The following is a 15,258-nucleotide window of genomic DNA, read 5'->3' on the forward strand; positions in this document are numbered from 1 at the left end:
CCGGCGTGCAGGGCCTGCACGGCGTGATCGCACCGACCGGCACCGGCTGCTCGGCCACCGACCGGGCGCTCCAACTGTACGGCGGTTACGGCTACCTCAGCGAGTACGGCCTTGAGAAGATCGTCCGTGACCCGCGCGTCCAACAGATCCTGGAAGGAACCGACGAGATCATGCGTGTCCTCATGGCCCGCGGCCTGACGGAGGCGTTCGGATGACCGCCGCCGAGGAACCCGTCCTGTTCCACACCGACGGACGGGCCGCCCATATCACCCTCAACCGGCCGAAGGCCCTCAACGCCCTCACCCACGAGATGGTGCGCCGCATCGACGCGGCGCTGACGGCCTGGCAACACGACCCGGCCGTGGAGACCGTTGTCATCAGCGGCGCGGGGGCGCGCGGCCTGTGTGCGGGCGGTGACATCCGCGCCATCCACGACGACGTCCGCGACGGGGACGGCACCGCCTCGGCCGCCTTCTGGCGCGACGAGTACCACCTCAACGCCCGTATCGCCCGATATCCGAAGCCGTACGTCGCCCTCATGGACGGCATCGTGATGGGCGGCGGCGTCGGCGTCTCCGCGCACGGCAGCGTCCGGATCGTCACCGAGCGCTCGCGGATCGCCATGCCGGAGACCGGCATCGGCTTCGTCCCCGACGTCGGCGGCACCCATCTGCTGGCCCTCGCCCCTGGGGAACTGGGCACCCATCTCGCGCTGACCGGTGCGCAGATCGGCGCCGGCGACGCGGTGCTCTGCGGGCTCGCCGACCACTACGTGCCGTCAGCGACCCTGCCGGCCCTCATCGACGACCTGGCCGACACGCCCGTACGGGAGGTGCTGGCGCGCCATGCCCGACCGTTGCCGCAAGGGGAGTTGGAGGAGCAGAGGGAATGGATCGACCCCTGTTTCGCAGCCGCGACGGTCGAGGACATCGTGAGCCGGCTGCTCGACCACGGCGAGCCCGCCGCCAAGGAAGCGGCCGAAACCCTGCTCACCAGGTCACCGACCGCTGTGAAGGTCGCCCTGGCCGCCGTGCGCCGCGCCCGCCGTCTCGGATCGCTGGAGCCGGTCCTCGACCAGGAGTACCGCGTCTCCTGCGCCGCCCTGAGCAGCCCCGACCTGGCGGAGGGTATCCGTGCTCAGGTCATCGACAAGGACCGCGACCCACGCTGGTCCCCCGACACCCTCGCCGAGGTGACCGACGCCGACGTGAACCGCTTCTTCGCCCCGCTCGGCGACCGTGAACTGGGCCTCGCCGGCCCTGGCGCCGATGCGGAGGCGGCCTGGTGAGCAGGACCGTCGCGCTGCTCGGACCCGGGCACATGGACGCGCCCATGGCCGTGGACCTGGTCCAGGGCGGTCACCGTGCGCGTCGGGTCAAGCCGACGGCGGCACGTCGACCACCCGGTCAGGCAGGTGCCGGGCAGCCGTCGCCGGCGACCGGCACTTCCTCGTCCATGCCGGGGCGGAGCACCTGCACGGAAGCGAGCAGCGCCTCGACCACCTCCTCCAGGTCGAGGCGCCGCTCCACCGACCGCAGGTGCGGCAGCCGCGCCCCGGTGCTGACCCGGGGAGGGGCGAGCAGGCTGCAGCAGTCCTCGTCGGGCAGGACCGAGATGCCGGCGGTGCCGATGGACCGTGCCTCGTCGATGATCTCCTGCTTCTCCCAGCCGATCAGCGGACGCAGGACGGGCAGCGCCGCCGCCTCGTCCACCGCGACCAGGTTGGCCAGCGTCTGACTGGCGACCTGCCCCAGGCTGTCGCCCGTCACCAGTGCCTGGGCGCCGATACGGTCCGCCAGCGCGGAGGCGGTGCGCACCATCAGCCGGCGCTGGGCGACCACCTGGAGCCGCCCGGCCCCTGCCACGGCGAGCTGCTTCTGCGCCTTGCCGAGCGCGACGACGTGCAGGGCGCCGGGCGGCTGGTAGCGGTTCAGCTCACGGGCCAGGGCGTACGCCTTGTACACGGACGACGGGTTCGTGTAGGGAGCGCCGTTGAAGTGCACGAAGTCGCACGCCAGTCCGCGCCGCATGGCCCGGAGGGCGGCGACGGGGGAGTCGTAGCCGCCCGAGAGCAGGACCAGGGCCCGCCCGCTGGTCCCGACGGGCAGCCCGCTCAGACCGGGGAGGCGTTCGCAGGAGAGGTACGTCTCCTTGCGGTCGATCGCGACGTGCAGTGTCACGTCGGGCGTGGTGAGGTCGACCGTCAGCGCGGGCACGGCGGCGAGTACTCGGGACCCCAGGAGCACTTCCATACGGGAGGAGGTCAGCGGGAACTGCTTGTCCCGCCGACGCACCCGCACGGCGAAGCGGAGCCCCCGGCGCTCGCCGCTCACGGCACGCAGGGCGTCGATCGCCGCCTCCGTGACGCCGTCGAGCGTGCTGGGCACCCGGACGGCCGGCTCGACGGTGTTGAAGCCGACGACCCGCCGGGCCCGCTCCACCAGGGCCTCGACGGGGACCTGCCCTCCCAGCACGGTGACGCTCTGCACGGTCTTGATCCAGGTCGAGCCGCCGACGCCGCGCAGGGCGACGCGCAGGTTGTCGTGCAGCCGCTCGGTGAAGCGGTGGCGGTTGCGGCCCTTGAGGAACACCTCGCCGTGCTTGAGCAGCACGCACGGGCCGTAGGAGGTGGGCGCGGCGCCGGAGGAGTCCCGGGGATCGGGTACTCGTAGTTCGTCGGACATGGGGGTGAGCCTCTCAGATGTCCCCCCTTGGCGATTCTCACCCGGGTGGCGTCGTGGCAAGCGGGCTGGCGTCCGTGTCCGACGTGATGGACATTGGCCTCATGAATGAATGGGGTAAATGCGATGAAATGCTCGTACATCAAAACGAGCCCTACAACGCCGAAACGCCCCCCGGTGCTCTCGCGGCCCGGATCACCTCCCTGGACGCCTTCTACAGCCGCAACCACGCGCCGATCCCCCACGTCGACTCCGCGAACTGGCGGCTGCGGGTGGAAGGTCTGGTCGATCGTCCCCTGGAGTTGTCGATGGACGATCTGCGCCGCTTTCCCGAGCGGACCGAGGTGGCGACGCTGCAGTGCGCCGGCAACCGCCGCGCCGATCTCATCGAGGTCAGGGACATACCCGGTCAGGTCCCCTGGGGCCCAGGAGCCGTCTCCACCGCGAGGTGGAGCGGGGTGAGCCTGGCAGAGGTACTGGCCAGGGCCGGAGTGCGGCCGGAAGCGGCCCACATCGCCTTCACCGGCGCCGACGTGTCACAGCAGGCCGCCCCACCCCAGCCCTTCGGCGGCTCCGTACCGGTGGCCAAGGCGACCTCCAGCGAGGTGCTCCTGGCCTGGGCCATGAACGGTCAGCCGCTGCCCGCCGCGCACGGCGCTCCCCTGCGCGTGATCGTTCCGGGCTGGATCGGCGCCCGCAGCGTCAAATGGCTCCATCGCATCACCGCACAGGCCGAACCGACCGACAACTACTTCCAGGCCGAGTACAGCGTCCTGCCCCCCGAGGCGGACCCCGAGGCCGCCCGACCGGGCGACGGCATCACCCTCGGCCCGGTCGCCCTCCACTGCGCCATCCTGCGGCCCGGCAGGAACGACCACCCGCCCTCCGGACCGACCGAGGTCGCGGGGTTCGCCTTCGCCGGGGACGACCGAACCGTGGCACGCGTGGACGTCTCCGCCGACCACGGCCGCACCTGGAACCCCGCGGATCTCGACCCCCCGGAGAATCCCTGGACCTGGCAGCACTGGCGCGCCACGGTCACCCTGCCCGCCGGCGAGGCCGAACTTGTCGCACGCGCCTGGGACTCCACCGCGGCCGTGCAGGCCGAATCCCCGGCGACCGTCTGGAACCCCAGGGGATACGCCAACAACGCCGCGGCGCACCTGCGCCTCACATGTCGTCCCTGAGGAACCGGAAGACCCTCACCCTCAAGGAATGAGCCTCTTCCCACCTCACGTCGAGGCTGCGCGGGGAGGGACGCCCAGCCCTTGCCCGACCCGCGGGACCCAGCCTACGAGCCGGTTCCCCAGGTGACAACGGCTCAAGGAACGCCCCGGGTTCACCACTGCACAAGGGAGCGTGGTGTCGCTAGCATCTGCCGACCGGAGGCCAGGGCTCGGGGGTGACGCATGAGGGTTCTCGTCGTTGGCGGAAGCGGGTTTCTGGGGCAGGAACTGGTCCGTCAGATCGTGGGCCGGGGCTGGACGGCGGCGGCCACCCACAGGTCGGGCCCGGGAAGTGGGCCGGCCGTCGACTGGTACCGCGTCGACCTCCGTCACCCCCTCCGCTTCGAGGACGTACTCGCCGACGTGGCTCCGGACGCCGTCATCAACGCGTCGAACGGCCAGGCCGACTGGGCGGTGACGGCCGACGGCGCGGCCCACGTCGCCCACGCCGTGGCGAACAGGGGGTGCCGACTGGTCCATGTCTCCAGCGACGCCGTGTTCTCCGGCGCGGACGTGCACTACGGCGAGGACGCGCTTCCCGACCCGGTCAGTCCGTACGGCGCCGCGAAGGCCGCGGCGGAGACGGCCGTGAGGGTGTTTCTCCCCGACGCGGCCGTGGTGCGCACGTCGCTGATCATCGGGCACGGCCGGTCCGCCCATGAACGGGCCGTGCACGCCCTGGCCGCCGGCACGCGTACCGGCGTGCTGTTCACGGATGACACCCGTTGCCCCGTCCACGTCGAGGACCTGGCGGCCGCGCTTCTGGAGATCACGGAGTCGGGCGCGCCCGGAGTGTTCCACGTGGCGGGGCCCGATGCGCTCAACCGTCACGACCTGGGGGTCCTCATCGCCCGGCGCGACGGTCTGGACCCGGACCGCCTTGCCCCGGGCCTGCGGAGCGACGTGGCGCCGCCCGGAGACCTCGACATCCGCCTCGTGTGCCGCGCCACCCGGTCCGGACTTCGGACGCGTCTGCGCGGTGCCCACGAATTCCTTGCTGTGCGGTCCGGCCCGCGGACGCCGTGTTCAAGTGCGGAAAGTCGGCGGTTGAACACCTCGGCCGGGACGGCCGCGGATCTTGCGCCGACCCCCCGAGAACGTCGGACGAGACTCGACTGATTGCCTGACCAACCGGTAGCGTCCCGGCCGCTGCGTTCCGCCGATGTGAAAGTCGTGACGATCACGAACAATGGAAGGGTGCTGCATGCTTGAGAACGTTGCAGCGCGTGACGCGGATCCTCTTGGTGGTCGTGCGGCGCCCGACATCGCGAGAATCCTGGGACGATCGGAAATTCGCACGGGTCTCGAGAGCAGTGCGGGATACCTGCGCGGGCGCCGGATCCTCGTCACGGGTGCCGGTGGTTACATCGGATCCGAACTGTGCCGGCAGTTGAGTCGCTGGGCGCCCGAGCGCCTTTTGCTGCTCGATCGCAACGAGACCGCGCTCCACCTGGCGGTTTCGAGTATTCAGGACAATGCCCAAGCGCGGTCATCCGTCCTTCTCGCCGACATTCGGGATACACGAGCGCTCGTCCGGTTGTTCCGCGACCAGCGGCCGGACATCGTCTTCCACGCGGCGGCACTGAAATGGGTTCCGATGCTCGAGGAGTTTCCCGGCGAAGCGCTGAAGACGAACGTCTTCGGTACACAGGCGGTGCTCCAGGCCGCGCTCACCGCCGACGTGGAGTTCCTGGTGAACATCTCGACCGACAAAGCCGTCGATCCGGTGGGCGTGCTCGGATACTCCAAACGCATCGCCGAGGGGCTCACCGCGGCGGCCGCGATCGAGGTGGGCCGGCCCTACGTGAGTGTCCGGTTCGGGAACGTGCTCGGGTGCCAGGGGGCGTTCCTCGACGTGTTCGCCCGGCAGATAGCCGAGGGTAGGCCGCTGACGGTCACCCACCCCGAGGCGACGCGGTACCTGATGACCGTCGAGGAAGCTGTCGAACTGGTGATCCAGTCCGCGGTCATGGGCAGCGTTGGCCACGCCCTGGTGCTGGACATGGGCGAGCAGGTCCGGATCCTTGACCTGGCCCAGAGGCTCATAGGACTTTCGGGCTCCGAACTCTCCATCCAGTACGTCGGTCTGCGGCCGGGTGAGAAAGTCACGGAAGCGCTGATCGGGGCGTCCGAGACTGTCGTACGGCACGTTCACCCGAAGATCATGGAGGTGCCCGTACCGCCGTTGAACTCCAGGGAATGCCTTGACCTCGACGCGTGGGGCGAGGACAGCGGCATCGTCGACGCCATGCGCCGACTCTGCTCGGACATGGCGGTGGACCGGGCCATGGGACACGCCGGTTCCCAGCCGGTCTGAAAGGAGTCGGGAAGCGGTGTGCGTATTGCGAAATCTTCAAGGAATGGCTGTCGTCCAGTGTGGCCGAAAAGTCATGGCAGGGCCTGTGGTGCGCGGGAGACCGCATTGACCTGAACCAATGGCCGGGGATAGTGTGCTCGAGATCTCGGCCGGCTGTGTCACAACAGTGACGCGTGAGGGGGACAAGGTGGTCCGGGCGGGCGTCGGAATTGCGGCTGTTCAAGTCGCCTGACCGGCCCTTTTGGATATCACACCCCTCGGAAATCCACGCTCCTCCGGCCGTTGGCGCTCAGCGACGCGTTGCGCACGGCCGGTATCAGCTGAAAATCCACGTTCCGGAGGTGTGGGAAGGCGTGGCGACGGGGGAAGTCACCGAAGCGGCAGTGCTTGGAGCGGAGCCGGACCAGACCTGTACTCGGGCGACGGCAATTCCATCGGATGCGTCAAGCCATGAGAGCGCCCCGTCTGTGACGTCTTCAGTGACACTCTCCGGAGCATTCGCCAATGCGGCAGACCGGAACGAAATCGAGCTCTCGGCGGTGCCGGTCGACCTGATTCCGGTGACGGCGTTGGAGCAGGACGCCGCCATTTTCCCGCGGTCCGCCGGAGTGGACTCGGAGCATCTCAAGATACTTTACGAGGTGGGTTCCGAGGCGCCGCCCATCGTGGTGCACCGGCAGACCATGCGGGTGATCGACGGTGTGCATCGGTGGTGCGCCGCCAGACTGCGCGGCGACAAGTACATCAGGGCCAGGCTTGTCGACGGCCGGGACGACGAAGTGTTCCTGCTGGCCGTGAAGCTCAACGTGGAGTACGGGCTGCCGTTGTCGCGTGGCGACCGGATCGCCGCTGCGCAGCGCATCATGCGGAGCTACCCGACCTGGTCCGACCGGCGTATCGCCCGGGCGAGCGGCCTGTCCGGCAAGACAGTCGCCTCACTCAGGAACTCGGCCCCGGGGGCACTGTCCGCGAGCAGGCGTGTCGGGTGCGACGAACGGGTACGCCCGCAGGAGATCAGCGAGGGCCGTTCCCGGGCGGCGGCGCTGTTACGGGAGAATCCCGGCCTGTCCCTGCGGGAGATCTCCCGGGCAGCGGGAATCTCGGTCGGAACCGCCCGGGACGTCAAGCTGCGTGTGCTGCGGGGAGCCGACCCCCTGCCACCGAAGCAGCGACGGTCGAAAGACCCCGGCACCTCGTCACCGCCCCCGGCCGAGCCCCGTCCGGCACGCCTCAAGGCCCAGGAGAGGCAACGCACCATCGCCCGGCTGGCGCGTGACCCCTCGCTGCGGCAGACCGAGACAGGTCGCGCGGTGCTGCGGATGCTGGCCGCCCACTGCGTGGGGGCGGACGAGTGGGAACGCCTGGCCCGGTCCGTTCCCCCGCACGGAGTCGACGCGGTGCTGGCGCTGGCCCGGGCCTGCGCCGAGGACTGGTCCTCCTTCGTGCGGTACCTGGAGTCCGGCCGTCCGGCCGGCGCGACATGAGAACAGGCGCGGGGACCGGCGTCCTCATCAGGTCCTCACAGATATCTGACGCCCCGTCGCAGACTGCCTGCCAGGAACCCGGCGAGACGAGCTCCGTAACGGACCCAGCGGCGCCGCAGGAGCGGTGAGCGGGCGAGGTCGGGCACGTGGACGAGGAGCCAGCACCAGTTCAAGACGACCGTGCGGGCGCGCCGCCGCTGGTAGCCGGCGTGCCTGTACTCGGCGTACAGCTGGGCACCCGACTTGCCGTAATTCCACTTCTGCCGTGCCAGCGAGGACAGTTCGTCACGCAGCCGGTAGTGCATCCGCGCCTCGGCCGCGTAGCCGACGCGGTAGCCGCAGAGATGGGCCCGCCAGGAGAGGTCCATGTCCTCGCCGCCGCCCCGGTAGTGCTCGTTCCACCCGCCGATCACGCTCAGTACGTCCTTCCACGCGGCGCAGTTGGCGCCTCTGGCGAACGGCAGGAAGTCCGTCTGCGCGTCCATCGGCAGCGGTTGTTCGTCACCATGTCCCGGGCTGAGGAACTCCGTCTCCAGGCTGCCTCCCACCACGTGAGCCTCCTTGGCGGCCTCCGCGAGAGCGGCCAGCCAGCCGGGATGCGCCACGTCGTCGGCATCGCAGAAGGCGACGAAGTCGCCCTTCGCCTCGGCGATCCCCCGGTTGCGGGCGCAGCTCTCCCCGGCGCGGCCGGAGGCGTCGACGACGCGCAGGCCCGGCAGCATGCCGCGGGCCCCTTCGGCCACCTGACGGGTGGCATCCGTCGAGCCGTTGTCGACGACCAGCACCTCCCACGGAACCGTGGCGGTCTGGCCCGCCAGGGCGCGCAGTTGGGCGCCGAGTGTGCGGGCCCCGTTGCGTACCGGGATCACCACCGAAACCAGCTCGGGAGCGCTGCCGTCACGGGGGCGCCGGTCGGCGGCAGGCCGGTGGGTGCCGCGGGTCGGCCGGGAACCGCGAATGACCCGCGCGCCGGGTGCGTGGACTGCCACGTCCGAGCCGCCGGCCCGGCGGCGGACCAGGAGCAGAGGCACGGTGACCGCCACCGAGGCTTCGTCCTTGCCCGGCCCCAGCAGGTCACGCCGGACCGCGTGGACACCGTCGGCGAGGTCGGCGGGTACCGGACGGGTACCGGGTGTAGCGGGCGGCAGGACTGTCCCGTCGACCAGTCCGTCGGCCCGCAGGCGCAGCACGCCGCACTGGAGCAGGCCGACCGGTTCGCCGGCGTCACCTGCTCCGTCGTGGGCCGCCCGGGACAGGTGCCACAGCCAGTCGGGAAGGGCTTCGTCACCTCCGTCGAGGAAGGCGACGTATTCGGCATCCGTGGCGAGGGCCGCCTCCACGCACGCGGCACCGAGCTCCTCCGGGGCACATCCGACGGTCCGCACCCCGCGGTCGGCCTTCACGCCCGGAGCGCCGCCGGCTGTTGCCGTGACCACGGTGATCCGGGCTGCCGGCGTCGACTGGCGCAGGAGACTGCGCACCGCGCGTTCCGCATCGCCCTCGCGGGCCACCACCACGACACCGAAGCGGGGGAACATCACGTCGTCCACGGCCTCCTCGTCTCTGACGTGCCACGCACGCCGCTCGTGTTCCGTGCCATCAGCGGATGTCGACCGGCGTCAGGGCGAAGTCGACGTCATTGGGCGGGGCGACCAGCAGGGGCATCAGCTCGGCCCGGGTACGCGCCTGCCGTCGTCGCCGTTCCTGGGCGTTCATGGCCTTGGTGTAGGCCAGGCGTTCCGCCGACCCGAAGCCGGTGTCCGGGGCCTGCGTGAGCGACTTGGGCCAGATCCGGTACCGGTAGAGCACCTTGCGTACGCTGCGCAGCCGGTATAGACGGGCCACCCTGAGGTGGAAGTCGGTGTCGGCACCGAGCCGGGCCGTGCCGTCGAAGCCTCCCAGCGCCCTGAGCACCGTGCTGCGGACCACCGAGGACGGATGCAGCACCACGGTGGACCTGCCCAGTCGCATCCAGAGGTTGCCGTTGCGGGGCATCCGACGCCGCCCGGTCGTGCGGCCCACGTCGTCGATGTACTCGTAGGCGCAGCCCACCAGGTCGGCTCCGTCCCTTTCCAACAGGGCGAGTTGATGACGCAGACGGCCGGGCAGGCTCATGTCGTCGGCGTCCTGGAAGGCCACGTACGGGGTGGTCACGGTCTCCAGCACCTTGTTCTTGATGCGCAGGTGACCGACGTTCACGGACGTGCGCAGCACGGTCAGCCGACGATCGCCCGCGTACGGGAGAAGGCCCGAGACCCACTCCTCGCCGGGCGTGCAGTCGTCGACGACCGTCAGGCGGAGGTCCGGGCGGTCCTGGGCGAGGACGGAGCCCACCGCCGAACTCAGGTACTCCGCGCAGTCGTGGTGCGGGAGGATGACCGTAACCGCTGCCGGAACGTTCCCAGATGGGGCCACCGAGTCTCCTTTCGGCCGCCCCTTGCGGGCGGCCCGCTGTGTCACGCTCCGGCGGGTGCGCCGGCTGCCGGTTCTGCGACGGTGGGGCTGCGGAAGTCACCCTCGTCCCCCCACGACACATGGCGCAGCGGCCGGCGCGCCATTCCCCGCACGGCCAGTTCCGCCGCCACCCGGCAGAACCAGGTGAAGTGCAGGGCCTTGACCGCCCACCGCTTGACCCCGCGCACCGGTCCCCGGCTTCCGTCCCACGGCGCGAGCGGCCACAGGCCGTAGAACAGGACGCGGGTCAGATAGACGCGCGCGACCGGCCAGGGATAGTCGGCGACACACGTCACGTGGCTGTACAGGGAGCGACGCAGCCGCTGGAGGGTGTCGTGGGTGCGGCTGACGCGGTAGAAGCTGATCGTCGCGTCGGGGAGTACCTCGAGATCGTGCAGCGGATCCGGCGCGGCGGCGTCGAGCAGTTCGAACAGCACGAACCCGTCATCGGTCAGCCGCCGGACCGGAATGCCCGCACGCACCACGTCGGTCGCCACCATGACGCAGGCCGCCGCCGGGTAGGCGTTCGGCGGAGCCGTGACCGTGCCGATCCTGCCCATGGTCCGTGCCGCGACCGAATCACGGGGCAGGATCACGGGGGAGGCGCCGACCGCGCCGCGGCACCCCCGCTCGTGGAAGCGGGAGACCAGCCGGGCAAGGCAGCCGGGACCGATCTCGATGTCGTCGTCGGTCCACAGCCAGCCCGCGTAGCCCAGCCCCGCGGTCAACCGCAGAACGGTGTTGAGGGTGCGGATCTTCCCCGGCCCCGGCAGCGCCACGCCGACGACGGTGAGGGTCTCGTCCTGTGCTCCGAGGGCGGTCATCCGGCGCAATCTGCGCAGCGCCTCCCGGTATTCGCCGGCGCCGTACTGCATGGCCACCCAGACGGTCAGGTGAAGACCGGGACGGGAAGCCCTCACCTCGGCCAGGCGTTCCAGCAGGTGGTGGAAGGTCTCCTGGTGAGCCTGGGCGTCGCACCGCCCCACATAGGTGGGCAGGAGAACTCCGATGCCGCCGGACGGCAGCGTCCTGGTCCCCGAGCCGTCCGGCACCACGTGGACGCCGTCGTCGGGTAGCTCGCCGCGGGAGTCCTCCTCGGCATGCTCGCCGGGTCGCACCAGCACAAAGGGAATGCGCGGTGCGGAGGGCGGAGCGAATCCACGGGAAACGGCTCGTTGCCACCAGAGACGACCACCTTGAATTCGCCTGCGCATCCATATCCCTTCGTCGGCCCGGGCCGTGGTCACCGCATGCGGGCGCACGGGGGCACCGCACGCGCCGGCCGCCCGGGTGTCGGGAAGAACAAAGTGTCGAGGAAAGCAAAGCCGAGGAAAGCCGAGGAGAGCCGAGGAAAGCAGAGGAAAATCGAAGAAAGCCGCAGAAAGCAGAGGAAGTCGAGGAGGGCCATAAGCTAACGAGCACCGGGTTCGGTTCACAAGAGCGGTGTGTCCACGCCCGCAGGGGGTGGCCGAAACCGTGTTGTCCCCCCTGTGCCCGGCGGCCCCCGCCCTAGGATCGCCCGGAGTCGCCGTCTTCGTCGAGCCGCGAACACGGACGAAACCCGTGCTTCGGGACCGGGGCGGCCGGCATGCGGCGCCTGATCGTCAAGGCAGGCAGAGAGGTGGCGTACATGAAGTACCCGATCGGCGCACGGCAGATGGGGGGCACGTCCCCGTCGGCCGAGCGCAAGGTCCTGCTCCAGGCGCACGGGATCGTCAAACGCTACAAGGGCCGTCGTGTCCTGAACGGGGTCGACCTCGTCGTCCACGCCGGGGAGGTCGCGGCCATCGTGGGCAGCAACGGAGCCGGCAAGTCGACCATGCTCAAGATCTGTGCCGGCCTGCTCTCACCGGACAAGGGGCAGGTGAGAGCCGGAGGCAACCTCGGCTACTGCCCGCAGAACGCCGGCGTCATCGGCTTCCTCACCCCCCGCGAGCACTTCACGCTCTTCGGCACCGGCCGGGGTCTGAGCCGCAGGGAGTCGGAGCGCCGCGGCCGCAGGCTGGGGACGCAACTCGACTGGAACATCGCGCGGAACGTGCTGGCCAAGGACCTGTCGGGCGGCACCCGGCAGAAGCTGAACGTCGTCCTGTCCGCCCTCGGGGACCCGGACCTGCTGCTGCTCGACGAGCCCTACCAGGGGTTCGACCACGGCTCGTACGTGGACTTCTGGCACAACGTCTGGTCCTGGCGCGAGGCGGGCAAGGCGGTCGTCGTCGTGACCCACATGCTGAACCAACTCGACCGAGTGGACCAGGTCCTGGATCTCACCCCCGCGACGAAGAGGGAGAACGACCGATGACGGCCACGGTCCGCATGGCGGAGATGACCCTCCGGGAACTGCTGCGCCGGCGCGGGGTGCTGGGGCTGCTCCTGCTGGTGCCGCTGGTGTTCTACCTCGGCCGTCACGACGAGACCGGGCAGGCCGTTCGCTTTGCCAGCCTCGGTGTCGGATTCGCCGTCAGCGCCGCCGCCCTGTTCTCCACCGTCGGGGGCAGGGAGATCGAGCCGCTGCTGGTGCTGGCCGGATTCCGGCCGTACCAGCTCTTCCTCGGCCGTGTCCTGGCACTCGTCACGGCCGGTCTGTGCGTGTCCGCCCTGTACGGCGCGGTCATCCTGGTGGACCAGGACGTGCAGAACCCGCGGGCCCTGGCCGCGGAACTGGTGCTGACCACGGTCGTCGCCGTACCGCTCGGGCTCCTGCTGGGGCTGATCGTGCCCCGGGACATGGAGGGCGCACTGCTGCTGATCTCCGTCATCGGGGCCCAGATGGTGATGGATCCGGCCAAGGACTCCGCCAGGATTCTGCCGTTCTGGTCCACCCGGGAAATCATCACCTATGCCGTCGACGGCGCGGAGCACGGGTCTTTCCACCATGGCGTCGCTCATGCCGTCGGGGTGGTGACCGTGCTGGCCCTGGTGAGCTGCGGCGCCATGGCGGTGCGCCTACGACGCCGGGCACATCTCCAATTCGTCTGATCCGTCTGAATCCCTGGCCGCAAGGCTTCGTCGGTCATGCGCCCTCGGCCGTGCAATACGTCCCTACCTCCCCGGAAACGACCGCGTGTAGCATCGCCGAACGTCTTGCCACGCAGCGTCCTCGTCGGCGCCCGGTGGGCATCGCTCGAAAGGGTCGGGCATGCCGAGAGTCCCGCCGGGAAACCGTGTAGCCCGCCTCCCGCGCGGACCGAGACGCCGCACCGCCGTGCCCGATCACCCGGCACACCGGCAAGCCGCAGAAGCCGTCGCCGCGGGGCACCGCCGGGCACAGGCCCGGCCCACCGCCGAACGCTTGGCACCTCCTGGCCGAACACGCGACGCGGGCGAGACACGTCATGGCGCGACACGACCGGACGACAAGGGGAAATGCTGGTGAATGCCTCGCCGCAGCTGGTTGACCGCAGGGAAGTCCAGGCCGCAGCGCCGCTTTGGCGCCCAGGGGAGGTCCTCGCCCGGCTGCGTGAGCATCGGCCAGGCCCCGTGCACATCATCGACCCCTTCAAGATCCCGGTGGGGGAAGCGGTCGAGAAGGCGGCCGAACTGGACCGGCTCGGATTCGCGGCCGTCATCCTGGCGAGCACCGACTACGAGTCGTTCGAGTCGCGCATGGAGCCGTACGTGGCGGCGGTCAAGGAGGCCACCAGCCTGCCGGTCATCCTCCACTTCCCGCCCCGGAAGGGGATCGGCTTCCCGGCGGTGGGCGGCGCCGACGCGATGCTGCTGCCCGCTCTGCTGGGCTCCGACGACGACTACTTCGTCTGGAAGAGCTTCCTGGAGACCCTGACCACCCTGCCCGGACGCATACCCGAGGAGAGCCGGCCGGAGCTTCTGCTCACCGTCGCTCTCACCTTCGGCGAGGACCGCCGCACCGGCGACCTGCTCGGCACCGTGCCGGTGACGACGTCCTCCACCACGGAGATGGACCAGTACCTCGCGGTCGCCGTCACCTTCGGATTTCACCTGGTGTACCTCTACTCCCGGCACGACCAGGTGCCGCCGGAGGCCGTGCGCCACTTCCGCAAGACGCTCCGCCCCGAGCAGATCCTCTTCGTGAGCGGCAACGTCCGCACGCGCCGGCAGATCACCGAGTACCTCGACGCCGGAGCCGACTACGTGGGATTCGCCGGGGCCCTGGAACACCCCGACTGGCGGTCCACGCTCGCGGAGATGAGCGGAGAGCGCCCCGCACCGACCCGGCCGCGGAGCACGTCGTGACGGCGGTCGCACCCACTCCGCTGCCCACGGCCTACACCGAGTCCATGCTGGCCGCCGAATCCGCCAACCGCCGGCACGTCACGGAGTGCGTGGCCGGCACCGGAGGATCGCAGGCCCTGGTGGACCACACCGCCGCGCTGCGTCTGTATCTGAGGGTCCCGCACTTCCTCACCGAGTGGATCACCGACCGGGCCCGGCGGGCGGAGGTGTCCCGTGCCCTCGCGCTGGACATCGTCTCCATGAAGCTCCTGGACGATCTGATGGACGACGACACCGGACTGGACCGGGTCGAACTCGCCTGCGTCTGCCTGCGCATGCACCTGCGCGCCCTGCACGACATGGCCGTCCTCGCCCGGGACCCCAAGTCGGTGACCGACATCCTGGAGGACGACGCCGTCTTCCTCTGCGGCGGTCAGATACGCACCAAGCGGGAGCGGGCGCGGAACCTGCGCGAGTGGCGCGCCCACGCGAACACCTACGGTGCCGCCTTCCTCGGCCGCTACGGGTCACTCGCGGCCGCCTGCGGGCGCACTGAGGAATCGGCCGACGAGGTACGGCAGTTCGCCGAGGCGTTCGCCCTGACCATCACCATGGCCGACGACCTGACCGACTACGAGCGCGACGGCGAGCGGGAGGGCAACCTCGGCCATCTCATGCGGACCGGCGCGGTCGCCGAGCACGATGTCCGGGACCTGCTGGAACAGCTGCGTGCACAATCCCTCGCCGCGGCGAGGAAGCACCCGGCCGCCCACGGCCTGGTCCCGGTGGTCCACCTCTACACGGACGACGTGCTGCACCGTCTGCTCCCCAAGTACGCCGCGCGGTGACCGTCCGCCGGCCGGAGCTCGCTCCGGCCGGCGGACCCGGTCCGCACCCGGGGA

13 protein-coding genes and 1 pseudogene are annotated in these 15,258 nt (G+C 70.3%); 10 read left to right on the plus strand and 4 right to left on the minus strand.

Going from position 1 to position 15,258, the window contains the following annotated elements:
• Nucleotides 1–35 precede the first annotated feature (35 nt).
• Together ACTYVM_RS09090 and ACTYVM_RS09095 are read left to right on the plus strand one after the other, a co-directional pair.
• Nucleotides 36–215, plus strand: a pseudogene (locus tag ACTYVM_RS09090) (acyl-CoA dehydrogenase family protein); the annotation flags it as partial.
• Entirely contained in the window at nt 212–1,288 is a 1,077-nt protein-coding gene (locus ACTYVM_RS09095; protein ID WP_445525388.1) for an enoyl-CoA hydratase/isomerase family protein, read from the plus strand. The pseudogene ACTYVM_RS09090 and the gene ACTYVM_RS09095, both read left to right, overlap by 4 nt.
• A 118-nt stretch (nt 1,289–1,406) precedes the next feature.
• Here ACTYVM_RS09095 and thiI read toward each other — a convergent pair whose 3' ends face one another.
• Nucleotides 1,407–2,684 (minus strand): tRNA uracil 4-sulfurtransferase ThiI, encoded by a 1,278-nt coding sequence (gene thiI / locus ACTYVM_RS09100; protein WP_445525389.1) that lies wholly within the window; start codon nt 2,682–2,684, stop codon nt 1,407–1,409.
• A 128-nt stretch (nt 2,685–2,812) separates the two neighbouring features.
• Between thiI and ACTYVM_RS09105 the strand changes: the two genes are divergently transcribed.
• The 4 genes from ACTYVM_RS09105 (at nt 2,813) to ACTYVM_RS09120 (ending at nt 7,708) form a co-directional block, all read left to right on the plus strand.
• Nucleotides 2,813–3,868, plus strand: coding sequence for a sulfite oxidase (locus tag ACTYVM_RS09105; protein ID WP_445525390.1), 1,056 nt, complete (start codon nt 2,813–2,815; stop codon nt 3,866–3,868).
• A gap of 222 nt (nt 3,869–4,090) precedes the next feature.
• Nucleotides 4,091–5,026: an SDR family oxidoreductase gene (locus ACTYVM_RS09110; RefSeq protein ID WP_445525391.1), complete on the plus strand. Its 936-nt coding sequence runs from the start codon at nt 4,091–4,093 to the stop codon at nt 5,024–5,026.
• A gap of 85 nt (nt 5,027–5,111) precedes the next feature.
• The gene (locus ACTYVM_RS09115; RefSeq protein WP_445525392.1) at nt 5,112–6,224 is read left to right on the plus strand and encodes an SDR family NAD(P)-dependent oxidoreductase; all 1,113 of its coding nucleotides are present in this window, start codon (nt 5,112–5,114) and stop codon (nt 6,222–6,224) included.
• A 641-nt stretch (nt 6,225–6,865) separates the two neighbouring features.
• Nucleotides 6,866–7,708 carry a ParB/RepB/Spo0J family partition protein gene (locus ACTYVM_RS09120; protein WP_445525393.1) on the plus strand — a complete coding sequence of 281 codons (843 nt, stop codon included), beginning with the start codon at nt 6,866–6,868 and terminating at the stop codon, nt 7,706–7,708.
• A 35-nt stretch (nt 7,709–7,743) separates the two neighbouring features.
• Here ACTYVM_RS09120 and ACTYVM_RS09125 read toward each other — a convergent pair whose 3' ends face one another.
• Genes ACTYVM_RS09125 through ACTYVM_RS09135 form a run of 3 tightly spaced genes read right to left on the minus strand, consistent with a single transcriptional unit; the run spans nt 7,744 to nt 11,286 of the window.
• Complete coding sequence (locus ACTYVM_RS09125; protein ID WP_445525394.1) at nt 7,744–9,258, minus strand: glycosyltransferase; 1,515 nt, start codon at nt 9,256–9,258, stop codon at nt 7,744–7,746.
• A gap of 49 nt (nt 9,259–9,307) precedes the next feature.
• Complete coding sequence (locus tag ACTYVM_RS09130) at nt 9,308–10,123, minus strand: glycosyltransferase family 2 protein (RefSeq protein WP_445525395.1); 816 nt, start codon at nt 10,121–10,123, stop codon at nt 9,308–9,310.
• Nucleotides 10,124–10,164: 41 nt separating this feature from the next.
• Nucleotides 10,165–11,286: a glycosyltransferase family 2 protein gene (locus tag ACTYVM_RS09135; protein ID WP_445525396.1), complete on the minus strand. Its 1,122-nt coding sequence runs from the start codon at nt 11,284–11,286 to the stop codon at nt 10,165–10,167.
• 506 nt (nt 11,287–11,792) lie between these two features.
• Here ACTYVM_RS09135 and ACTYVM_RS09140 point away from each other — a divergent pair.
• The 4 genes from ACTYVM_RS09140 (at nt 11,793) to ACTYVM_RS09155 (ending at nt 15,204) form a co-directional block, all read left to right on the plus strand.
• Nucleotides 11,793–12,464 (plus strand): ATP-binding cassette domain-containing protein, encoded by a 672-nt coding sequence (locus tag ACTYVM_RS09140; RefSeq protein ID WP_445525397.1) that lies wholly within the window; start codon nt 11,793–11,795, stop codon nt 12,462–12,464.
• A complete protein-coding gene (locus ACTYVM_RS09145; RefSeq protein ID WP_445525398.1) occupies nt 12,461–13,141 on the plus strand; it encodes a hypothetical protein in 681 nt (226 codons plus the stop codon). The genes ACTYVM_RS09140 and ACTYVM_RS09145 overlap by 4 nt, the downstream gene beginning before the upstream one ends.
• Nucleotides 13,142–13,642: 501 nt before the next feature.
• Nucleotides 13,643–14,377, plus strand: a complete 735-nt coding sequence (locus ACTYVM_RS09150; protein ID WP_445525399.1) for a geranylgeranylglyceryl/heptaprenylglyceryl phosphate synthase — start codon at nt 13,643–13,645, stop codon at nt 14,375–14,377.
• On the plus strand, nt 14,374–15,204 hold the full coding sequence (locus ACTYVM_RS09155; RefSeq protein WP_445525400.1) for a Moenomycin biosynthesis protein MoeN5: 831 nt from the start codon (nt 14,374–14,376) through the stop codon (nt 15,202–15,204). The genes ACTYVM_RS09150 and ACTYVM_RS09155 overlap by 4 nt, the downstream gene beginning before the upstream one ends.
• Nucleotides 15,205–15,258: the final 54 nt, after the last annotated feature.

Source organism: Streptomyces cyslabdanicus, from assembly GCF_052663305.1.